We start from the raw sequence: 21036 nt of genomic DNA, 5'->3' as shown, positions 1-21036 counted from the left end.
CATTTCTTGCCTACAGGCGGGGACGACGTTGGCCCTGCTGCGTTGTGCGTACGAGGTTACAACACGTTGCCGGAATGGTGCCCAGCACGTCCACATTGCGAACATTTCCCGGCAGGTCGCTCCAGGTTTCCCCGGGCGGACCTGCCGGAAATGGTCGCCGGCCTCAGCGCCTCTCAGCGCCTCTCAGCGCCAGAAGGCCAGGTTGTGCTCGGCCGCGTAGTCGATCCGCTTGATCGCGTCCGGTGCGAGCGACTGGGTGCCCCGCTCCAGGCGCGGCCAGGCGGGCAGGCCGGGGCCGTTGGGGGTGCCGGTCCTGGCGAAGGTGGTCCAGTAGCCCACCATCCGCTCCGACAGCCGCTTCTGCTCCGGCGTGAATCGCACGCCCGGTTCGGGGAACAGATACGGCAGGTCGCCCGCGTGGTAGGCGCCCCAGTCGAAGCGCGGCTCGATCGGCAGGAACATCGGCGCGTCCCGGTCGGCGAACTCGTAGCCGTAGACCGGCACGTGCTCGGCCAGGGCACGGTTCTGGGCGTCGGTGCCACGTGCCCACATGCGGTCGGTCATGACGCGGGACCAGGCCAGGTCGGGCGAGGGGTGGGCCGGGTAGCGCCGGGCGACGCGCGCGGCGTCCTCGCCGAAGGCGGCCTTCAGCCGCTCGGCGTAGGAGGCCGCGGTGAGGGGCGGCTCCAGGGCAGTGAACAGCCGGTGCTCGTCCTTGGTGGCCCCGGCCAGCACGGGCATCCGGTGGAAGCGCCCGGCGGCCAGCGCGGCGGCGGGCGACTCGGGCAGGACGGCGTTGCCGTGGGCGTAGGTCTGGAAGACGTTCATGATCTGCGGGACCTTGAGGATGCGCTCGACCGGAAGCGCCCGCAGGCACGCCAGATCGGCGCAGCCGAGTTGCTTGGCGTAGACCTGTCCCAGGCCCTCGGCCTCGGCGGCCGTGCGCCAGAAGGACGGCGCGGCGGGCATCCCGGCGGCCAGGGCGCCCGCGGGCATGTCCATCATCGACTCGCCGCTCATCATCACCGCGCGGTGGAACAGCCCGGCCGAGGCCGGGGCGGTGAGGTGGCCGCTGATGGCCAGGGCGCCGTAGGAGACGCCGAAGAGCGTCACGTTGCCCGGGTCGCCCCCGAAGGCGGCGATGGAGCGCCGCACCCAGCGCAGCGCCTCCTGCTGGTCCTGCAGGCCGTACGTGCCGCCGTCGGACAGGCCGGGGTGGCCGAAACCGCTGAAGACGCCGAGGCGGTAGTTGATCGTCACGACGACCACGCCCTTGGCCGCCAGGAGCCGGGCGTCGGAGAAGTGCCCGGCGCCCAGGGCCCCGTCGCCGTGCACCCACACCATGACCGGACGGTTGGACCCGGCGGTGCGCGGGGCGGTGACGTTGAGCATCAGGCAGTCCTCGTTCGTGCTCGCCGTCTGGGCGTACTGCGAGCCGACCTGCGGGCACATGGGGCCGGGCTTGCGGGCGTCGCGGACGCCCTTCCAGGCCGGGGCGGGCTTCGGCGCCGTCCAGCGGGCGGCGGTGGCGTAGCGGATTCCCTGGAACGTCCTGGTCTGCCCGTCGAGGGAGCCGCGTACAGCTCCCGCGGGCGTCTCCACGACGGCCGGATCGGTGGCGCAGCCGCTGAACAGCAGCGCGGCCAGGAGCAGAGTTCTCATGCCTCCACGGTCGCGAACCGGGCCCCCAGCCCGGCAGATGCGTCGATCCCGCATCGAGCAGGACAAATGTCACCATGCGCGGGGTGATCTCCGCGCCCGGCGCGGTCCTCTAGGGTGATCGGTATGGATCGTGACGGGGTGAACGCGCTGCTCACCGAGGCCGGCGCGGACAGCAGGCGGCTGCGGCACGCGCTCATGCTGCTGTGCGACGGCCAGTGGTGGACCCTCGCCGAGCTGGTACGGCGGAGCGCCACCTCGCGGCGCGGCGTCGAGGCGCTGCTGCGGGTGGTCGAGCTGGAGCGCCGGGGCGAGACGATGCGGGTGCCGATGGCGCACACGCCCGACTACCAGGAGTTCTTCGCCGTCGCCCCGCCGCCCGCCGACCCGGTCGAGCACCTCGTGCCGCACTACGCCGGCGTGCTGGCCCGGCTGGAGGAACTGGTCGCCGGGGCGCCGCGCGCGCGGGCCGAGCTCGACCACGTCTCGGCCACCCCGGAGACCGTGCTGCGCCGCGCGCTCCTGCTCGGGGCCCGGTTCTGGCTGCCCGGCGCGCGGCTGCTGTGCGTGGGCGACCACGACCTCACCTCGCTGGCGGTCAAGCTGGTGCACCCGGAGGTCGAGGTGAGCGTGGTGGACATCGACGACCGCGTCCTCGGCTACCTCGACGACCAGGGGCTCGGCGTGCGCACCCACTGGGCCGACCTGCGGCTCGGCCTGCCCGCCTCGGTGCGTGAGCACGACCTGGCCCTGACCGACCCGCCGTACACGCCGGAGGGCGTCGGGCTGTTCGTGGCCCGGGCGGTGGAGGGGCTGCGCGACGACGGGCGGGTCCTGCTGGCCTACGGCGCGAGCGAGCGGACGCCGATGCTGGCGCTCAAGGTCCAGAACAGCCTGTCGGACCTCAACCTCGCCTACGAGGCGATGTATCCCGACTTCAACCGCTATTTCGGCGCGGAGGCCATCGGGTCGGCGGCCGACCTGTACATCCTGCGCCCGACCACCAAGACCCGGCCCGCCGTGGCCGCCCGCGCCGAGCGCTACGCCACCGCGATCTACACCCACGGGCCGCAGTCGATCGAGTCCGCCTCGGCCGCGCCGCTGCCCGCCGGGTTCGACCCGGCCGACTGGGACCTGCTGGTCGGCGACTGGCCGAAGGAGATCGGGCTGCCCCGGGTGCAGCTCGCCACCTGGCTGGCCAAGCCGTACCTGGGCAACCAGGACCGGGTGGCGATCGCCGTACCGGCCGGGCTGGAGGCGGCCCTCCCCCGGCTCATCCTGGCCTCGCACGGCAGCAAGGTGCGGGCCTGGCTCGCCGCGCCGCCCGCCGAGCTGCCCGCGGTGCTGAGTCCGGTGCTGGGCCCGCTTTTCTCGCTGCGGGCCGACGGTCCGGCCGTCGAGGCGGTACGGCTGGCCCGCCCCGCCGAGGAGACGGCGGCGATCGTCTGGCGGCTGCTGGACAAGGCGCACGCCAAGCTGGTCAACACCTGGCGGGAAGCGCTCATCACCGCCCACCGGCAGCGCGGGGCCGAGCTGACCAAGAACCAGGCGCGGGCGCTCATCACCGCCGCCGCACCCTGGGCCGACGGGCTCACCGCCCTGGAAGCCCCGCTCGACCGGCTGGCCGCACTCCCCCAGGCCGTCCGGGCCAGCCTCGACCTGCCGCCCAGCTAGGAGCGGAGCCGGGTCAGGAGGCGGCGAGGACGCGGGCCTGCAGACCCTTGCCCAGGCCGTCGAGCGCGACGTGCGCGGGCCCGAGGTCGGGGTCTCCGGCGGCCGGGCCGACCCAGCTCACCGTCACGAAGTGGCCCAGCGCCCGAGCCTGGGCCCGGCTGCGCCCGGCGTCGAAGGTGGCCGCCTGCCGGACGAAACCGCCCTGCCCCAGCGCGGTCACGAACGCGTCGGCCGCCGCCGAGTCGGCCAGGTTGAACACCACGAACTGCCCGGCCACGGAGCCGTTGCCGTAGACCGCGCGCAGGGCCTGGGTGCAGCCGGGCGCCTCGACCCCGTCCAGCACCTCGCCGCAGTCGGCGAACTCCGCGGTCGCCTGGCGGGTCAGCCCGTCCACCGTGGGCTGCGCGAACAGTTCGTCCAGCTTCAGCGGGGCCGGATCGGCGGCCCGGGTGGCGATCGGCGCGTACAGGGCCGAGGACGGCTCGCCCTTGAACACCCCCGGCCGCGGGCTGACCGCCTGGTTCAGCCACCAGACGGTGAGCCCGGCCACCACCAGGACGACCGCGACCAGCGGGACGAGAACGACCTTCGGCAACTTGCGCATCAACCGCTCCCCGGTCCGGTGATCGCCACAACGCGGCGGTAAAGGGCCTTCTCCGCATCGCGCAGGGTCAGCGCGAGCGACACGAAATCGTCCTTGGGGCCCGGCTCGGCGCCGTCGGCGCGAGCCACCCAGACGATCCCGACGTAGTGCCCGAGCGCGTAGGCGCCGCCCTCGGTGTGCGCGCGGTGCGGGAAGGCCGCCTTCTCGCTGGGCAGCGGCTGGACCCAGCCGGCCAGGTACAGCGCCTTCAGCGAGGAGACCAGCGCGTCGGCCGCGGCCGCGTCCCGGAGGTTGAGCAGCGTGTACTGCGCCACGTAGCGCCGGTCGGCGCTGGCGTACAGGCCGCGCGCCGCCTGCGAGCAGCCCGCGGCGGTCACCTGCTCGATGAGCTGGCGGCCCCACAGCACCGGCGCGCACTCGGCGGCGACCTCGCTGGCCACCAGCTTGAGCGACAACTTCTTGTCACGGGTCAGCGACTTGGCCGCGAACAGCTCCTTCTGGCTGAGCGGCTTGGCGTCCTTGGCCCGATCGGCGATCGGGGCGAACAGCTTGGGCGAGGCCCAGCCCTCGAACCGGGCCGGCCGGTCCTGTCCCGGCCCGGCCTGCGCCGCGGCGGGGACCCGGGCGGGGTCGCCGGTGGCGTTGCCGAACGAGCCGATCAGCACGACCAGGCCCACCGTGGCCAGCAGACCGGCGGCCACCGAGGCGACGATCACCAGCAGGCGCTGCTGCTCCGGCCGCAGGCCCCAGTCGGTGAGCAGCGGGAACTGCCAGTCCGACTTCGGGGTGCGGCGGCGCTTGCGCAGGTCGGGGCGGACGTCCTTGCCGGACTTGCGGCCCCGCTCGGCGCGGCGGCCCCCCTCGGGCTCGGGCTCCTCACCGAACGGCGACGGCTCCTGATGGGCGTCACGCGGCCGGCCCTGCTCCGGGAAACGGGGGTCCGGGAAGCCGGCGTGGGGCGGTTGCGGCTCCTGCTGGAAGGGCGGGCCGCCCTGGTGCCACGGGTCCTGGCGGGCCGGGTTCTGGAACGGCGAGCCCTCGGGGAAGCGGGGCTCCTCCGCGGGCGGCTGGGCGGCGCGCTCGCCCCGGGCCGGGCGTTGCTGCCGCGCCGTACGCTGGTCTCTCCTGGGGGGACGGCTTCTCACAGACCACTGGTTCCGATCAGGCTGCCCAGGCCGAAGGTGAGGGCGGCGGCCAGCATTCCGACGACGAGCTGGCGCAGGCCGGAGTACCACCAGCTCCGGGCGGTGACCGTCGAGACGAGCGCCCCGGCGCCGAACAGCGCCAGGCCCGACAGCACCGCGGACAACCACAGGCTGGTGACCCCGAAGAGGTACGGCAGCAGCGGCAGGAGCGCTCCCACGCCGAAGGCCAGGAACGACGAGACGGCCGCCACCTTGGGCGAGGGCAGGTCGTCGGGGGCGACGCCCAGCTCCTCCTGGGCGTGCACCTCCAGCGCCTGCTCCGGGTCGCGGGAGATCTGCTCGGCCACCTGGCGGGCGAGCGCGGGCTCGACGCCCTTGGCGATGAAGACCTCGGCGAGCTCGGCCTCCTCCGCCTTGGGGTGGCGTTCGAGCTCGCGCCGCTCCACGGCGATCTCGGCCAGGGCGAGCTCGCGCTGGCTGGCGACCGAGACGTACTCGCCGCCGGCCATCGAGAAGGCGCCCGCGGCGAGGCCGGCGATCCCGGCCAGGGCGATGACCTCGGTGTCGCCGGTTCCGCCGGCGACACCGGCGATGAGCGCGAAGTTCGACACCAGTCCGTCCATCGCGCCGAACACCGAGGGCCGGAGCCAGCCCCCGTTGACGTCGCGATGCTGGTGGTGGATCTCCGCGCGTTCGCTCATGAAGCCGGGTTCTCCCCCGGTTTCCGCTCGTCATGCCCGTCTGCCCGGTCATCCGCGGTGTCGGGCTCGGTCGTGTCGGGCTCGGTCGTGTCCTGCTCCGCCTCTCCGACGGGCTTCTCAGTCGGCTCGTCGTCCACCACCGTGGCACCGGAGTCGGCGTCAGCGTCGGCCGTGGTCGCGCCCACCGTGGCGGGGACGAGGGCCTTGTCCTCGGCGGACCGGTCGATGATGATCTCCGGCTTGGTGTTGCCGCGCTGCACCCAGAAGTAGATCAGCGCCCCGACGAAGAGCACGATCGCGGTGTACTGGTTGATGCGCAGCCCGAGGAACTCCACCGCGTGGTCGACCCCGCCGACGGGGTCGGTGCGCAGGCCCTCGATCCAGAACCGGCCGAGCGTGTACCCGGCCACGTAGAGCGCGAAGAGCCGCGCGTGCCGCAGGTCGAAGCGCTTGCCCGCCCACAGCAGCAGGAAGCCGAGCGCGACGTTCCACAGCGACTCGTACAGGAAGGTCGGGTGGTACAGCCCGGTGTAGCCCGGGACGGTGCCCGCCTGGCCCGGCGTGATCTCCAGCCCCCAGGGGAGATCGGTGGGCCCGCCGAACAGCTCCTGGTTGAACCAGTTGCCCCAGCGTCCGATGGCCTGCGCGAAGGCGATGCCGGGCGCGACGGCGTCGGCCACCGCGCTGAGCGACAGGCCTCGCCGGCGGCACGACAGCCACACGCCGAAGCCGCCGAGCGCGATGGCGCCCCAGATGCCCAGCCCGCCTTCCCAGATGAACAGCGCCTGGTAGGGCTCCTTCTGCGCCTTGGGGCCGAAGTAGATCTGCCAGTCGGTGATGACGTGGTAGAGCCGGCCGCCGATCAGTCCCCACACCACGGCGGGGACGGCGATGTCGACGATCACGCCCGGCGTGCCGCCGCGCTTGCGCCAGCGGCGCTCGCCGAGCCAGACCGCGAGGATGACGCCGAGCACGATGCACAGCGCATAGGCCCTGATGGGAATCGGGCCGAGCCACCAGACCCCTTGGTCCGGGCTGGGAATCGAAAGGAGGGGCATGTCACGTGAGGGTAGCGGACGCGCGCCTACTTGGCGGCATCAAGAACGGCCTGGCGCAGGCCTTCCGGCGAGAGCTGGGCGCCTTCCAGGACGGTGCCGTTGAGCTTGACCGTCGGGGTGCCCTCGATGGCGGCGCTCTTGAGGGTGGCGTCGCTGTAGGCCAGGTGCGCCTGGGCGTGCTTCTGGCTGGTGACGCACTGCTCGAAGTCGGGCGCGGTCACGCCGACGTCCTTGCCCCACTGCACGAGGTCCTCCAGCTTGAAGCCCGCGACGGTCTCCGGCGGCTGCTCCTCGAAGAGCTTGTTGTGGAAGGCGAGCCACTGCGGGCCGGCCGGCACGCAGCGGGCCGCGGCGGCGGCGCGCACCGAGTTGCCCCGGGTGGGCTCCTCGCCGAAGATCGTGACCGGGTGGTAGACGATCTTCGCCTTGCCCTCGGCGGCGAGGTTCTGGAAGGTCGGCCCGTCCACCTTCTCGAACTCGCGGCAGGCCGGGCACTGGAAGTCCTCGTACACGTCGACCACGGGCTTCTCGACGCCGGCCTTGGCCATGACGACCGAGCCGTCGGCGGCCAGGGTGATCGGGGCGAGCGGACCGGTGACGGCCTCCTCGGCGGAGCCGCGGTTGACGCTGTACAGGTAGCCGGCGCCGACGGCCAGGACGGCGACCGCGCCGCCCACCACGTAGGTGATCATCCGCTTGCGCTGCTCGCGTGCCCGCTCGGCGGCCTGCTGCTGCTTGATGCGGTCCCGCGCGGACTTCTCGCGGTCGGCCTTGCCCATCAGTCGTTCTCCTCGTAGTCACTGCTCCGGGTCAGGCCCAGCGCCCCGTCGAGCGCCAGCCGCCCGGGCGGGAAGCGCACGGTCCAGGCGGCGCAGAGCACCAGGCCGAAGTCCCGGACGATGTCCAGCAGGTACGTCGGTTCCTCGCCGCCCTTGAGCTGTCCGCCGCCACCGAAGCAGCCGCAGTCGATCTTGAGGCCCTTGGCCCAGGCCCAGGCGATGCCGAACACGAAGGCCAGCATCAGCAGGCCGCCGATGAGACCGGCCACCCGGGTCAGCAGCCCCACGATCAGCAGCACGCCGACCACGATCTCCACGATCGGCAGCGCGTGGCCGACCACGGTCGCCGCCGACTCGGGCAGGATCCGGTACGCCTTGACCGCCGTCACCGACTGGATCTGGTCGCGGAACTTGGGCACGCCCGCGACGATGAGCACCACGCCCAGAATCAGGCGGGCGGCGGTCGTCACCCAGGGTATAGCCAATCTCACGCTGCGCGACGGCTTCGACGCGAACACGATCACTCCTATGTCAGCGGATCGGGGATCCGCACAGTACCTGGCGACCATCCGACCATGTCGTGGATAAGCCTCAGCTAAGCACTGTCGGCCGCGACGAATCCACGATATTGCTGGGACCGGAACTCGGTGGGCGGCAGGCCGACGCGGCGGGTGAAGATTCTGGTGAAGTAGGCCGGATCCTCGTAACCGCACCGCCGGGCGACCGCCGCCACCGGCAGGTCGGACCCGGCCAGCAGTTCCTTGGCCCGGCTCAACCGCAGCCCCAGCACGTACTCCTTCGGGCTGGAGCCGGTCAGCCGGCGCACCGTCTGGCGCAGCTCGGCCAGCGGCACGCCGAGCCGCCGGGCGTGCTCGGCCACCGAGATCGGCAGGCAGGCGTCCCTGGCCAGCACCGCGAGGACGGGATCGCCGTTGGCGTCCTGGTCGGCGCGGGTGTGCCGCAGTGCCACCAGCACCTCGTGCACCAGGGCGGAGGCCTCCACCTCCAAAAAGGCGCCGCCCCGGCGGCAGGCGCCGACGATGCGGCCGATCGCGCGCACCGCGGGCTCGGCGGTGGTGAGCGGCATCACCGGCGCCTGAGGGTCGACGAAGCCCAGCTCGGTGTAGGCGGCCAGGGCCGGCCCGGTGAAGTCGACGAACCACTCGGCCCAGCCGTCGCCGTCGGGCGCGTAGTGGTGGCTGACACCGGGGAAGAGCCACAGCGCCGCGGGCGCCTCGACGGGTACGGCGGGGCCGCCGGCCTGGCTGAACCAGCCCCGGCCCTCGCTCACCACGACCACCACGTGGTTCCGCATCGTCCGCGGCCCGACCACCGGCAGCGGCCCCTCCTGGTGCCCGGCGCCGAGGCAGACCAGGCCGAGCCGGCGGTGGGCGGCCGACGGGGTCAGGTAGCGCGTCCACTGGTAGGTCGGCCGTGCACGTCCGTCCAAGTGCTCCCCACGCTTGTCCATGGCCCGGTGACCTGCGAATCCGCCACCCTGAGAAGGCTGAAGACCCTAGTCTAAGGACCCCAGATGCCTGCTTTCTCGATCGAGGACGGCGCCTTCCGGCTGGACGGCGAGGAGTTCCGCGTCCTGTCCGGCGCGCTGCACTACTTCCGCGTGCACCCCGACCAGTGGGCGCACCGGCTGCGGATGCTGCACGCGATGGGCCTGAACACGGTGGAGACCTACGTGCCGTGGAACCTGCACGAGCCCGCGCCGGGCACCTTCTCCGGCATCGAGCGGCTGGGCGCCTTCCTGGACGCCGCGGCGGCCGAGGGCCTGCTGGCCATCGTGCGGCCCGGGCCGTACATCTGCGCGGAGTGGGACAACGGCGGCCTGCCGGCGTGGCTGACCGCGCAGCCCGGCGTGCGCGTGCGCACCAGCGACCCGGTCTACCTCGGCCACGTGGACCGCTTCTTCGCCGAGCTGATCCCGGGCGTCGCCGAGCGGCAGATCACCCGCGGCGGCAACGTGATCATGGTGCAGGTGGAGAACGAGTACGGCTCCTACGGCACCGACCGCGCCTACCTCGGCCACCTGGCCCGCACCCTGCAGGAGCTCGGCGTCGAGGTGCCGCTGTTCACCTCCGACGGCCCCGGCGACTGGTGGCTGACCGGCGGCACCCTGCCCGGCGTGCTGGCCACGGTGAACTTCGGCTCCGAGCCCGAGCGGCACTTCGCCACCCTGCGCGAGCACCGGCCGGACGACCCGCTGATGTGCATGGAGTTCTGGTGCGGCTGGTTCGACCACTGGGGCCAGGAGCACATCACCCGCGACCCCGCCGACGCCGCCGACAGCCTGGAGCGCATCCTGGCCGCCGGCGCCTCGGTCAACCTCTACATGGCGCACGGCGGCACCAGCTTCGGCACCTGGTCCGGCGCCAACCGCACCGGTGACAGCCACGGCGGCGAATGGCGGCCGACCGTCACCTCCTACGACTACGACGCGCCCGTGGACGAGCGGGGGGCGCCGACCGAGAAGTACCGGCTCTTCCGGGAGATCCTCACGCGCTACAACCCGGACGTGCCCGAGGTGCCGGAGGTGCCCGCCACCCTCCCGGCCGCGACCGTCCCGCTGACCGAGTCGGTACGGCTGGCCGCCGCCGGCCTGGGCCGGACGACCACGGCCCCCGCCCCGCCGTCCTTCGAGCAGCTCGGCCTCACGCACGGCCTGGTCGCCTACCGCACCGAGATCCCGGGGCCGCGGCAGCCGTACCGGCTGAGCGTGGACGGCCTGCACGACCGGGCGCACCTGTTCGTGGACGGCGAGCTGCGGGCGGTGCTGGAGCGCGACGCCGAGCAGCCCGAGGTGACGGTCGCGGGGCCGGCGACGGTGGAGCTGCTGGTGGAGTCGATGGGACGCACCAACTTCGGGCCGCGGCTCGGCGAGTCGAAGGGCATCCTGGGCGGGGTGCGCCACCACCAGCAGTACCTGCACGGCTTCGAGGTGACGGCCTACGACCTGGAGGACGTCTCGGGCGTGCGGTTCGGGGCGGGCTTCTCCGGCGAGGCGCGCTCGTTGTTCCGCGGCCGGCTGGAGGTGGGCGAGCCCGCCGACGCCTTCCTGGCCCTGCCGGGCTGGGGCAAGGGGTACGTCTGGGTCAACGGGTTCCTGCTCGGCCGGTACTGGGAGCGCGGGCCGCAGCGGACGCTCTACGTGCCGGCGCCGCTGCTGCGGGCCGGGGCGAACGAGATCGTGGTGCTGGAGCTCGACCGGACCGGGCCCGGCGCGATCGAGGTCGTGACCGCCGCCGAACTCGGCTGAGCCGCAAACACGGCGCGACCGCCCGGAGCGGGCGGTCGCGTCGATCTTTGACTACGGCTCAGTCGTACCTCACCGGCCAGGACGGCTAGCTTCGCCGTACGCCCTCGGCCAGCTCGGCGGCCAGCTCGCGCACGGCGGTCAGCCCCTCGGCCTCGGAAGGCGCGTCCAGCAGCCGCCGGATGAAGGCCGAGCCGACGATGACGCCGTCGGCGTAGCGGGCCACCTCGGCGGCCTGGCGGCCGTTGCCGATGCCCAGGCCGACGCAGACCGGCAGGTCCGTCTGGGCGCGGGTGCGCGCCACCAGGCCCTCGGCGGCGGCGTTGACCGAGTCACGCGCGCCGGTGATGCCCATCAGCGAGGCGGCGTAGACGAAACCGGTGCAGCAGTCGACGACCGCCTTGATCCGCGGCTCGGTGGAGCTGGGCGCGACCAGGAAGACGGTGTCGATCCCGGCCTCGGCGGAGGCCTGCCGCCACGGCTCGGCCTCCTCCGGGGTCAGGTCGGGCGTGATCGTGCCGACGCCGCCGGCGTTGGCCAGGTCACGGGCGAACCGGTCGGCGCCGTAGCGGTCGATCGGGTTCCAGTAGGTCATGACCAGGGTGGCCGCGCCGGTCGCCGCGACGCCCTCGACGGTGCGCATCACGTCGGCGATGCGGGTGCCGTTGCTCAGCGCCAGGTGCACCGCGTCCTGGATGGTCGGGCCGTCCATGAGCGGGTCGGAGTAGGGCAGCCCGATCTCGATGACGTCACAGCCGGCCTCGACCATGGCGGCGGCGGCCTGGACGGCCCCCTCCTTGGTCGGGAAACCCGCGGGCAGGTAGCCGATCAGCGCGGCGCGGTTGTCGGCCTTCGCCTTGGCGAAGACCTCCTGGAGAGTGGTCATGATCACAGTCCAAAGTACTTCATGGCGGTGCCCATGTCCTTGTCACCGCGACCGGAGAGGTTGACCAGGATCGTGGCCTCGGGGCCGAGTTCCCGGCCGAGCTTGAGCGCGCCGGCCAGCGCGTGGGAGGACTCGATGGCCGGGATGATGCCCTCGGTGCGGGCCAGCAGCGAGAAGGCGGCCATCGCCTCGTCGTCGGTGATGCCGTGGTAGGTGGCGCGGCCGCTGTCCTGGAGCCAGGCGTGCTCCGGGCCGACGCCCGGGTAGTCGAGGCCGGCCGAGATCGAGTGCGACTCGATGGTCTGGCCCTCCTCGTCCTGCAGGACGTAGGTGCGCGAGCCGTGCAGCACGCCGATGGAGCCGGCGGTGAGGGTGAGCGCGTGCTCGCCGCTCTCCAGGCCGCGCCCGGCCGCCTCGTAGCCGTGGATCTGCACGTCCTTGTCGCCGATGAAGGCGTGGAACAGGCCGATGGCGTTGCTGCCGCCGCCGACCGCGGCGACGACCGCCGTGGGCAGCTGACCGGTCAGCTCCAGCATCTGGCGGCGCGCCTCGACGCCGATGATCCGCGCGAAGTCGCGCACGATCTCGGGGAAGGGGTGCGGGCCGGCGACGGTGCCGAACAGGTAGTGCGTGGTGTCGACGTTGGTCACCCAGTCGCGGAAGGCCTCGTTGATCGCGTCCTTCAGGGTCTGGCTGCCGTTGGTCACCGGCACGACCGTGGCGCCGAGCAGCTTCATCCGCGCGACGTTGAGCGCCTGGCGCTCGCAGTCGACGGCGCCCATGTAGATGACGCACTCCAGGCCCATCAGGGCGGCGGCGGTGGCGGTGGCCACGCCGTGCTGGCCGGCGCCGGTCTCGGCGATGACCCGCTTCTTGCCCAGCCGCTTGGTGAGCAGCGCCTGGCCCAGCACGTTGTTGATCTTGTGCGCGCCGGTGTGGGTGAGGTCCTCGCGCTTGAGGATGACGCGGGCGCCGCCCGCCTCCTCGCTGAAGCGCGGCACGTCGGTCAGCGTGGTGGGCCGGCCGGCGTAGGTGCGCAGCAGGTGGTCGAACTCGCGGATGAAGCCGGCGTCCTTCCTGGCCTCCTCGTAGACCGCGGCGACCTCGTCGAGGGCCGGGATGAGGGCCTCGGGCACGTAACGGCCGCCGAAGACGCCGAACTTGCCCTTCAGGTCGGGGTCGTTGCCGTAGGCCCCGTTGCCCGCCAGGTCAGCGGGGGTGAGGATGTTGGACACGTGCTATCCCTCAGATCCGTGGTCTGGGCGCGTCGCGGGATGGGCGCCGGCGGTGACCAGCGCCTCCACGGCCTTGCGCGGGTCTTTCCCGGTCACCAGGCTCTCGCCCACCAGCACCGCGTCGGCGCCGGAACGGGCGTAGGCGAGCAGGTCGTGCGGCCCGCGCACGCCGGACTCGGCGATCCTGATGACACCCTCGGGAATCTTCGGCGCGATCTTGCTGAAGACGTCGCGGTCGACCTCGAGCGTCTTGAGATTGCGCGCGTTGACGCCGATGACCTTGGCCCCGGCGGCGAGCGCCCGCTCGAGCTCCTCCTCGGTGTGCACCTCCACCAGCGGCACCAGCCCGATGGACTCGGCGCGCTCGATCAGCGAGACCAGCGCCTCCTGCTCCAGCAGGACCACCATGAGCAGCGCCAGGTCCGCGCCGTGCGCGCGGGCCTCCCAGAGCTGGTAGGAGGTGACGATGAAGTCCTTGCGCAGCACCGGGATGTCCACCCGGGCGCGGACGGCGGCCAGGTCGTCGAGGCTGCCGCCGAAGCGGCGCTGCTCGGTCAGCACGCTGATGACGTGCGCCCCGCCCGCCTCGTAGTCGGCGGCCAGCGCCGCCGGGTCGGCGATCGCGGCGAGCGCGCCCTTCGACGGGCTGGAGCGCTTCACCTCGGCGATGACCGAGACCTTGGAGCCGCCGAGCGCGGCGTTGACGTCCCTCGGCGCCGGGGCCCGCCCGGCGCGCTCCTTGAGCTCGTCGAGCGAGATCGCCTGCTGGCGCTGGGCGAGGTCCTCGCGCACCCCGGCCATGATGCCGTCGAGCACGCCCAGTCCGGACTCGGCGTGTTCGGAATCGGTCGGCTCACTCACGCGCTTGGGATCCCTCCGGTCGACTGTGTGGGGGTAGACGGGACATGTGCGCTCCCGCCCTCGTGTGCGATGGTATCGGCCCGGGCGGACCCGGCTCGCCACCGGGCCCGCGGCTACGGCGCGAGGAACGCCGCGAAAGGGAGATTGCGGACGACCCAGTAAACGATGATCACGCCGATGAAGCCCCAGATCACCGCGGGCCGTGGCAGCGGGCGGGACGGCCGGCCCCGCCAGGAGTCGGCCAGCCAGCGCGCCCACCAGAAGACCAGCACCGGGATCACCGCCACGAGCAGCGGGTTCATCGCCAGCGCCGCGCCCAGGTCGAAGGTGGCCAGGCCGTGCAGGGCGCGCAGCGTGCCGCACCCGGGGCAGTAGAGGCCGGTCAGCCACAGGAACGGGCAGGTCGGGTAGTGCCCGGGCTCGTTGGGGTCGACGACGCCGACGAAGACCATGCCGGCGGCCACCGCGACACCGAGCCCCAGGGGCGGCAGGACCGCCTTGGGCACCCGCTCGAGAACTGCCATGAGGCCAGGTTAGTGGGAACCGGCCCTCCCCGCCCGCTAGTAGTAGCCCGCGCCCGCCGCGGCCAGGCCGAACAGACCGAGCCAGATCACCCAGAAGATCAGCCAGCCGACGACGCTGATGTAGGAGGTGATCAGACCGGCCAGCGCCATGCCCCGGCCCTCGTCGCCGCTCTGCTTGATCTGGCTGAGCGAGATGTGGCCGAGGATCACGCCGATGATCGAGGTCGCGCCGCAGGAGAGCAGGCCGACGATGCCCAGGACCAGCGAGGCGATGGCCATGCCGTTGGTCTTGGTCTGGGCGGGGGCGCCGTAGCCGCCGGGCTGGCCGTAGCCGCCCGCGGGCGGGCCGTAGCCGCCGTAGCCCTGCACGCCGCTGGGCTGCTGGCCGTAGGCGTAGCCGCCGCTGGACTGGGGCTGCTGGCCGTAGCCGCCGCCCTGCTGCTGGCCGTAGCCGTAACCGCCGCCGCTCTGCGGCTGCTGGCCGTAACCGCCGTCACCCTGCTGCTGACCGTAGCCGCCGCTCTGCTGCTGGCCGTAGCCGTAGCCGCTCTGGGGCTGCTGGCCGTACCCGCCGTTGCCAGGCGGCTGAGCACCGTAGCCGCCGCCGCTCTGCGGCTGCTGCCCGTACCCCCCGCTGCCGTCCTGGGGACCGTAGGTCATGGTCTGATCTCCTCTGATGTGCCGGTTCTGCGCGCGTGCAGCCTACCGACAAAGCACCCATTCCATGGGGCAACGTATACCTGACCGGGCATTCGTGACAGGAATGCAAATGTTTTACGAGGAAAGGGTCGGGTCCTCGCCGCGGTCGAGCGCATCCCACAATGATTTCTCGTCCTTTTGCGGAGCATTCTTCTGCCGGGCGTATTTATCCGACATGCCGCTCCAGCGGCCGCCGCGGACCGCCGCGAACACGCCTGCGGCGAGCAGCACCACCCCGCCCGCCATCGCCAGGTACGGCCAGGCGGTCCCTTGGGTGAGCACGTCGGCGCGCAGCGCCTCCCGTGCCGCGCCCGAGCCCGTCGCGCGCCAGGACAGCACGGCCACCCCGGCCCCGCACACCGCGATCAGCGCGCCGACCAGCCGGCGGCCGATCCCCTTGGTCGCCAGGACCGCCACCACGCCGGCCAGCGCGGCCCACGCCAGCGGCGCCAGCGCCGGGACCAGCAACGAACCGGTGGCCTCGGCGAGCCCGGGCGTGTCGCCACCGGTCACCTCGGCCCATTCCCGGCCAGAGGCCACCAGCGCCAGGACGCCGCCCAGCGCGGTGACGGCCAGCCACGCTCCCCGCTCCCGCGGCCCCCGGGTCTTCTCCCCGCTCACGGCGCCTCGATCAGGCCCGCGTCGAAGCAGGTGCGGTCGCCGGTGTGGCAGGCCGCGCCGGTCTGGTCCACCTTGAGCAGGATGGTGTCGCCGTCGCAGTCGAGCGCCACCGACTTCACGTGCTGGACGTGTCCTGACGTGTCGCCCTTGACCCAGTAGGACGAGCGGCTGCGCGACCAGTAGGTGCCGCGGCCGGTGGTCAGCGTGCGGTGCAGGGCCTCGTCGTCCATCCAGGCGAGCATCAGCACCTCGCCGGTGTCGTACTGCTGGACCACGGCGGGGACCAGGCCGTCGGGCGTGCGCTTCAGCCGCGAGGCGATCGCGGGGTCGAGGGACATACCGTCATTCAACCAGGGCCGGCCGGTGGCCCGGCCACCGCGCCGCCCCTCCCCCGGCGGTTCCGTGGTGGCCGGCCGGCGGGAGAGTCCGCGGATTCCGGGACAACCGGCGATCGTCCGGTCACAATCGGCTCGTCGATGATCGGCGAGCGGAGAGCGTGGCCATGGACACCACGAGCGACCAGGCGGTCCCACCCGCCCCCATCCCCCCGGTCACCCGGCCCGGCGAACCGGAGGACGTCGCGGGCGGGGAGCGGGTGGGCGCCGGGGACTCCTCGGACGATCGGCTGGCGGCCTATCGGGCGGCGCGGGAGCGGCCGGAGCCGGCCCTGCTGCTGGGGCCGCCGTGGCGGTGGCGGGCGAACGTGCGAGCCTGGCGGGAGGCCCGGCTGGCGCACGACCTGGGGGTCACCCAGGCCGCGCTCGACCTCCGCCTCGGCGGCCTGCCCGAGGCCGAGCAGGCCCGGCTGCGGGCCACCACGCAGGAGTGCACGCGCGTCGCCGCCGCCTACGAGAGCCGGCACGTGGTCTTCGGCGAGGTGTACTACCGCCTGCTGATGACCGACGCGCGGCTCATCACCTGGCTGGCGGCCGGCGCCCTGATCCCGGCGCTGTGGCCGCCCTGGCCCGGGTGGGCGGCGTTCGCCGGCGGGATCGCGCTGTTCCTGGTCGCGCTGTTCCTGACCGCGCTCGCAGTCGTGTGGATCGAGGACCGCCGGCGGCAGTGGAGCGCCCGGACGGCCGAGGCGGTGCTGTTCGCCGTGCTGGCGGTCGGCGTGTACTGGATCTACGACCCCGCCGCCGCCCCGGCCTGGCCCGGCCACCGCATCCTGCTCACCGTGGTCGTCCCCCTGGGCACCCTGCTCGTGCTGGCGTACCTGCAGTTCGCCGCGGAACGGGCGCTGCGCAGCGTGTCGTGGCGGCTGAAGGAGCGGCGGCACCCGGAGGAGGCCCTGGTCGACGACCTGGTGTGGCTCCAGGAGCGCTGCGCGCTCATCGAGGCCGGACCCGAGGAGCACCAGGGCACCCCGGTCCTCGGGCCGCCGGGCATCAAGCTGTCCAGCCGGATCTGGCTGGCCAACTACGTGGAGCACACCGCACGCGCCTTCCGGCGCTGCGGCGAGCGGGCCCGGGCCACCGACTCGGGCGTGCTCGCCGAATCCGACCGGCGGCGGGTGGCCCGGATCAGCGCCGCCGTACGCTCCCGGCAGCGGGCCCTGTTACGCGGCGAGATCACCGCCGACGAACTCGGGACGCACTTCTTCACCGTGCTGCGGCGGCTGGTGCTGCACGACGACCCGTTCCACGACCAGGAGCCGGACGAGGCGCCCGGCCGGCCCACCCTGCGCGAGCAGGCCCGGCGGCTGCGACGGGCTCCCCTGGTGGTGCTGGGGTTGATGCTGATCGGGTGGGGGGTGTGGGGAGCGCTGGTCAAGGTGCTGGACACCGAGATCGTCGCCATCGCCATCACCGGCGGGGCGGGGTTGCTGGCGCTGCCGCTCCAGACGGGCCCGGACGGCGGCCACTCACCGGACGGCGGGCGGGCCACGGGGTCGCGTGGCCTGCGCGACCGGCTGGGCTCCCACACCGAGGGCGCCTCCGGCCGGAGCCGCCCCTCCTGACCGTCACCCGCTCGGCCCCCTGCCCGGAGCGGGTCAACGCCAGGGCATGTGCTGCAGGCACCAGGTGTTGCCGTCGGGGTCGGCGAAGTACGCGTAGAGCACTCCGCCGAGGTCCTCGACCTCGCTGATCTCGACGCCGCGGCCGACGAGCTCGGCGCGGGAGGCCTCGATGTCGGCGACCACCAGGTGCAGGCCGCGCAGCGTTCCCGGCGGCATGTCGAGGGTGGGGAGACCTTCGGCGAGGGTGATCGAGCACGCCGAACCGGGCGGGGTGAGCTGGACGATGCGGACACCGGGGTTCGGGTTGACGTCGACGTCGAGGCGGAACCCGAGCTGGTCCTGGTAGAAGGCCTTGGCCCGCTCGATGTCGGTGACGGGCACCGGCACCAGTTCGAGCAACAGCGTGCCGGGCGGCACGGGCGGGTTGCCGGAGTCCTTCGGGGTCTCGTCGGCAGGGGTGGTCGTGCCGGTCATGGGTGGCGCCTTTCGTGGGTGAGGGTGGCGAGCAGGGCGGCGAGGCGGTCGAATCCTTCGCCGGCGCCGCGTTCCATCGGGCTGCGCACGACCGCGTCGCGGATCTCGGCCGAGGAGTAGCGAGCGGTGACGGTCATGGCGGTGTGTCCGTCCGTCTCGGCCAGGACGGTGGTGACCAGTGCCTCGCCTTCGGCCCAGTCGCGGTGGATCTCGGTCTGGACGAGGCGCACCGGCGGCACGACCTCGTGGTACAGGCCATGCAGTTCCATCTCGGCGCCGGCCGGGCCGGTGGAGACGAACCGCCAGGCGCCGCCGGGGCGCAGGTCGACCTCGCAGACGGTGAGCCGCCAGCCGCGGGCGCCGTGCCAGCGGCGGAGCAGGTCCGGCTGGGTGAGCGCGGCGAAGACCAGCGGCGCGGGAGCGGCGAAGGCGCGGGTGAGGACGAGGTCGGTGGTCCCGGACGCGACCACCCGCAGCCCGAGGCCGGGGTGGGGAGAGGTCACGTCCCGCCGTCCTGCAGGTCTTCCAGCAGAGCGTCCAGTCGCTGGTAGCTCGTCTCCCAGTAGTCGCGGTAGCCGGCCAGCCAGTCCGTGGCCGTCTTGAGCGGTTCGGCCACCAGCCGGCACGGCCGGCGTTGCGCGTCGCGGCCGCGGCTGACCAGGCCGGCCCGTTCGAGCACCCGCAGGTGCTTGGAGACGGCCGGCTGGCTCATCGCGAAGGGGGCGGCCAGCTCGGTGACCGTGGCCTCACCGGCCGCGAGCCTGGCCAGGATGGCCCGGCGGGTGGGGTCTGCCAGGGCGGCGAACGTCGCGTCCAGCGTGTCGGTTGCAACCATGTCGATAACCTTCCGGTTCAATAACCAGTTGGTTTTATACGTGCCCATGGTTGGGCCTGTCAAGATCTCGAGCGCTCTGGGGCACGACGGGCCGGGTCTGCACACAGGCGCCGGCCTCGTTGGGCGGGTACGTCTCCGGGCCTGCGCGTCGTCGGCCGCCACTTGTCGACCGCAGGTCGCACACCGCGGCGGTCGCGGGCGGCATCGTCCGGAAGTGGAACGGGCCGCCCTCCGAGGAAGGGCGGCCCGTGGTTCGAGGCGGGGTCTCCTAGGAGCGGGCGGCCGACACCCAGGAGGCGTGCAGGTCGGCGTAGACGCCGGGCTGGTTGACCAGGGTGGCGTGGGGGCCGCGCTGGACCAGGCGGCCGGCGTCGAAGACGAGCACCTCGTCGGCGTTCTCGGCGGTGGACAGCCGGTGGGCGATGGAAATGGCGGTCCGGCCCCGGGTGACGCCCTCCAGGGCCCGCGCCAGCCGTACCTCGGTGGCCGGGTCGACCGCGGAGGTGGCCTCGTCGAGCAGGAGCAGGTCGGGGTCGGCGAGGTAGGCCCGGGCCAGGGCGACGAGCTGGCGCTCGCCGGCCGACAGGGACTCGCCGCGCTGCCCGACGGCGGTCTGGAGCCCGGCGGGCAGGCCGTCGAGCCAGTCGGCGAGGCCGAGTTCGGTGAGGGCGAGGGTGATCTCCTCGTCGGTGGCCTGCGGCCTGCCGTACCGGATGTTCTCGGCGAGGGTGCCGTCGAACAGGAAGCCGTCCTGCGGCACCATGACGATGCGCTCGCGCAGCGAGGAGAAGCGCACCTCGCGCAGGTCGGCGCCGTCCACGGTGACCCGGCCGCCGACCGGGTCCATGAGGCGGGTCAGGAGCTTGGCGAAGGTGGTCTTGCCGGACCCGGTCTCGCCGACGACCGCGACCCGGGCGCGCGGCGGGATCTGGACGGACACCTCACGCAGGACCGGCGCGCCGCCGGGGTAGGCGAAGTGCACGTCCTCGAAGGCGACGGAGATGGGCCCGCGCGGCAGCTCGACGCCCTCGTCGCCGGGGTCGGCGACGTCGGGCGGGGTGTCGAGCACGCCGAGGATGCGCCGCCAGCCGGCCACGGCGTTCTGGGCCTCGTTGAGCACCTCGGTGGCGATCTGCAGCGGCGAGACGAACAGCGTGATCACGAAGAGGAAGGCGACCAGCTCGCCCTTGGTGAGCGTGCCGGACAGGCCGAGCCGTACGCCGAGCAGGACGATGCCGGCCAGGGCCAGGGCGGCGACGATCTCGGTGAGCGGGAAGACGAAGCCGACGATGGTCTGCGCCCGGATCTGCGCCTTGCGGTTGCCGTCGATGGCGGTGTCGACGCGCTCGGCGGTGCGGTGCTCGGAGCTGTAGGAGCGGATGACCGCCGCGCCCACGACCGACTCGCTGACCGCGGACAGCATGTCGCCGGTGCGCTCGCGGACGGTGGTGTAGGCGCGCGACAGCCAGCGCTGGAAGCGCGGCAGGGCGATCATGAGCGGGATGAAGCAGGCCCAGACCAGCAGGGTGAGCTGCCAGGAGTAGAAGAACATCAGCGCCGTGGCGACCAGGAGCTGGCCGAAGGCGACGATGATCATCAGGCCGCCCCACTGCATGAAGGTGCTGATCTGGTCGACGTCGTTGGTGACGCGGGAGACCAGGGCGCCGCGGCGTTCGGTGTTCTGGGTGAGCACCGACAGGTCGTGCACGTGGCGGAAGCCGCGCACCCGCAGCGAGGCCAGGGAGGACTCGGTGGCGCGGTAGAGGCGGACGTTCATCAGGTAGCCGGCCAGCGCGGTGAGCACGACGGCCGCCGCGCACACGGCGATGACGCGGGCGATGTGCGCCATGTCGGGCCGGCCCGCGCCCATACCGTCCACGGTCTGCTGCACCGCGATGGGCACGATGATCTTGCCGACGGTGGCGACCACGGCCAGGGCCAGCGTCGCGGCCAGGCCGGTGCGGAACTCGGGCGTCAGCGACAGACCGCGCCGCACGGTGGACAGGGCCGTGCCCTCGGCGTTCTTGGCGATCCGGGTGCCGGGCCGAGTCCCGTT

General features: G+C 73.0%; 22 protein-coding genes. 3 read left to right on the top strand and 19 right to left on the bottom strand.

The annotated features are described in order from the left end of the window. Positions 1–183: 183 nt before the first annotated feature. Positions 184–1662, bottom strand: a complete 1479-nt coding sequence (locus AB0I67_RS18345; RefSeq protein ID WP_357924558.1) for a carboxylesterase family protein — start codon at positions 1660–1662, stop codon at positions 184–186. A gap of 123 nt (positions 1663–1785) precedes the next feature. Here AB0I67_RS18345 and AB0I67_RS18340 point away from each other — a divergent pair, with 123 nt between their 5' ends. Next, a complete protein-coding gene (locus tag AB0I67_RS18340; RefSeq protein WP_357924555.1) occupies positions 1786–3333 on the top strand; it encodes a bis-aminopropyl spermidine synthase family protein in 1548 nt (515 codons plus the stop codon). A gap of 13 nt (positions 3334–3346) precedes the next feature. On the opposite strand, the gene AB0I67_RS18335 is transcribed toward AB0I67_RS18340, so the two are convergent. From AB0I67_RS18335 to AB0I67_RS18305, 7 genes are all read right to left on the bottom strand, one after another. Then, complete coding sequence (locus AB0I67_RS18335) at positions 3347–3937, bottom strand: hypothetical protein (RefSeq protein ID WP_357924552.1); 591 nt, start codon at positions 3935–3937, stop codon at positions 3347–3349. After that, positions 3937–5082: a hypothetical protein gene (locus AB0I67_RS18330; protein ID WP_357924549.1), complete on the bottom strand. Its 1146-nt coding sequence runs from the start codon at positions 5080–5082 to the stop codon at positions 3937–3939. The genes AB0I67_RS18335 and AB0I67_RS18330 overlap by 1 nt, the downstream gene beginning before the upstream one ends. Beyond that, positions 5079–5783, bottom strand: coding sequence for a VIT1/CCC1 transporter family protein (locus AB0I67_RS18325; protein ID WP_357924546.1), 705 nt, complete (start codon positions 5781–5783; stop codon positions 5079–5081). Before AB0I67_RS18325 ends, AB0I67_RS18330 begins: the two co-directional genes overlap by 4 nt. Continuing rightward, positions 5780–6841: a prolipoprotein diacylglyceryl transferase gene (gene lgt / locus AB0I67_RS18320; RefSeq protein ID WP_357924544.1), complete on the bottom strand. Its 1062-nt coding sequence runs from the start codon at positions 6839–6841 to the stop codon at positions 5780–5782. Before lgt ends, AB0I67_RS18325 begins: the two co-directional genes overlap by 4 nt. A gap of 26 nt (positions 6842–6867) precedes the next feature. Further along, positions 6868–7620 (bottom strand): thioredoxin domain-containing protein, encoded by a 753-nt coding sequence (locus tag AB0I67_RS18315; RefSeq protein ID WP_357924541.1) that lies wholly within the window; start codon positions 7618–7620, stop codon positions 6868–6870. Then, positions 7620–8090 carry a MauE/DoxX family redox-associated membrane protein gene (locus AB0I67_RS18310; protein ID WP_357924539.1) on the bottom strand — a complete coding sequence of 157 codons (471 nt, stop codon included), beginning with the start codon at positions 8088–8090 and terminating at the stop codon, positions 7620–7622. The genes AB0I67_RS18315 and AB0I67_RS18310 overlap by 1 nt, the downstream gene beginning before the upstream one ends. Positions 8091–8215: 125 nt before the next feature. Continuing rightward, a complete protein-coding gene (locus AB0I67_RS18305; RefSeq protein WP_357924536.1) occupies positions 8216–9070 on the bottom strand; it encodes an AraC family transcriptional regulator in 855 nt (284 codons plus the stop codon). An 84-nt stretch (positions 9071–9154) separates the two neighbouring features. On the opposite strand from AB0I67_RS18305, the gene AB0I67_RS18300 reads away from it, so the two are divergent. Next, positions 9155–10888, top strand: a complete 1734-nt coding sequence (locus tag AB0I67_RS18300; protein ID WP_357924533.1) for a beta-galactosidase — start codon at positions 9155–9157, stop codon at positions 10886–10888. An 85-nt stretch (positions 10889–10973) separates the two neighbouring features. On the opposite strand, the gene trpA is transcribed toward AB0I67_RS18300, so the two are convergent. The 7 genes from trpA to hisI all read right to left on the bottom strand — a co-directional run bounded on the left by trpA (position 10974) and on the right by hisI (position 16049). Further along, the gene (gene trpA, locus AB0I67_RS18295; RefSeq protein WP_357924530.1) at positions 10974–11771 is read right to left on the bottom strand and encodes a tryptophan synthase subunit alpha; all 798 of its coding nucleotides are present in this window, start codon (positions 11769–11771) and stop codon (positions 10974–10976) included. Positions 11772–11773: 2 nt separating this feature from the next. After that, positions 11774–12997, bottom strand: a complete 1224-nt coding sequence (trpB, locus tag AB0I67_RS18290) for a tryptophan synthase subunit beta (protein ID WP_357924872.1) — start codon at positions 12995–12997, stop codon at positions 11774–11776. A gap of 12 nt (positions 12998–13009) precedes the next feature. Then, positions 13010–13828: an indole-3-glycerol phosphate synthase TrpC gene (gene trpC / locus AB0I67_RS18285; protein WP_357924869.1), complete on the bottom strand. Its 819-nt coding sequence runs from the start codon at positions 13826–13828 to the stop codon at positions 13010–13012. Between the two features lie 152 nt (positions 13829–13980). Further along, complete coding sequence (locus tag AB0I67_RS18280) at positions 13981–14391, bottom strand: DUF2752 domain-containing protein (RefSeq protein ID WP_357924527.1); 411 nt, start codon at positions 14389–14391, stop codon at positions 13981–13983. 36 nt (positions 14392–14427) lie between these two features. Continuing rightward, positions 14428–15051 carry a DUF4190 domain-containing protein gene (locus AB0I67_RS18275; protein WP_357924525.1) on the bottom strand — a complete coding sequence of 208 codons (624 nt, stop codon included), beginning with the start codon at positions 15049–15051 and terminating at the stop codon, positions 14428–14430. A 114-nt stretch (positions 15052–15165) separates the two neighbouring features. Beyond that, positions 15166–15711, bottom strand: coding sequence for a Trp biosynthesis-associated membrane protein (locus tag AB0I67_RS18270; protein ID WP_357924522.1), 546 nt, complete (start codon positions 15709–15711; stop codon positions 15166–15168). After that, positions 15708–16049: a phosphoribosyl-AMP cyclohydrolase gene (gene hisI / locus AB0I67_RS18265; protein ID WP_357924519.1), complete on the bottom strand. Its 342-nt coding sequence runs from the start codon at positions 16047–16049 to the stop codon at positions 15708–15710. The genes AB0I67_RS18270 and hisI overlap by 4 nt, the downstream gene beginning before the upstream one ends. Before the next feature lie 164 nt (positions 16050–16213). Here hisI and AB0I67_RS18260 point away from each other — a divergent pair, with 164 nt between their 5' ends. Continuing rightward, entirely contained in the window at positions 16214–17671 is a 1458-nt protein-coding gene (locus AB0I67_RS18260) for a hypothetical protein (RefSeq protein ID WP_357924516.1), read from the top strand. 33 nt (positions 17672–17704) lie between these two features. Here the strand turns inward: AB0I67_RS18260 and AB0I67_RS18255 are convergent, their stop codons facing one another. From AB0I67_RS18255 to AB0I67_RS18240, 4 genes are all read right to left on the bottom strand, one after another. After that, entirely contained in the window at positions 17705–18145 is a 441-nt protein-coding gene (locus AB0I67_RS18255; RefSeq protein WP_357924514.1) for a VOC family protein, read from the bottom strand. After that, positions 18142–18648 carry an SRPBCC family protein gene (locus AB0I67_RS18250; protein WP_357924513.1) on the bottom strand — a complete coding sequence of 169 codons (507 nt, stop codon included), beginning with the start codon at positions 18646–18648 and terminating at the stop codon, positions 18142–18144. The genes AB0I67_RS18255 and AB0I67_RS18250 overlap by 4 nt, the downstream gene beginning before the upstream one ends. Further along, positions 18645–18980 (bottom strand): metalloregulator ArsR/SmtB family transcription factor, encoded by a 336-nt coding sequence (locus tag AB0I67_RS18245; protein WP_357924511.1) that lies wholly within the window; start codon positions 18978–18980, stop codon positions 18645–18647. The genes AB0I67_RS18250 and AB0I67_RS18245 overlap by 4 nt, the downstream gene beginning before the upstream one ends. 268 nt (positions 18981–19248) lie before the next feature. Further along, positions 19249–21012, bottom strand: a complete 1764-nt coding sequence (locus AB0I67_RS18240; RefSeq protein ID WP_357924866.1) for an ABC transporter ATP-binding protein — start codon at positions 21010–21012, stop codon at positions 19249–19251. Positions 21013–21036 lie beyond the last annotated feature (24 nt).

The sequence above is a fragment of the Nonomuraea sp. NPDC050310 genome (assembly GCF_040655795.1).
Lineage (GTDB): Bacteria > Actinomycetota > Actinomycetes > Streptosporangiales > Streptosporangiaceae > Nonomuraea.
The sequence above is the reverse complement of the archived record's forward strand: the minus strand, read 5'-3'. Positions and strand labels throughout refer to the sequence as shown.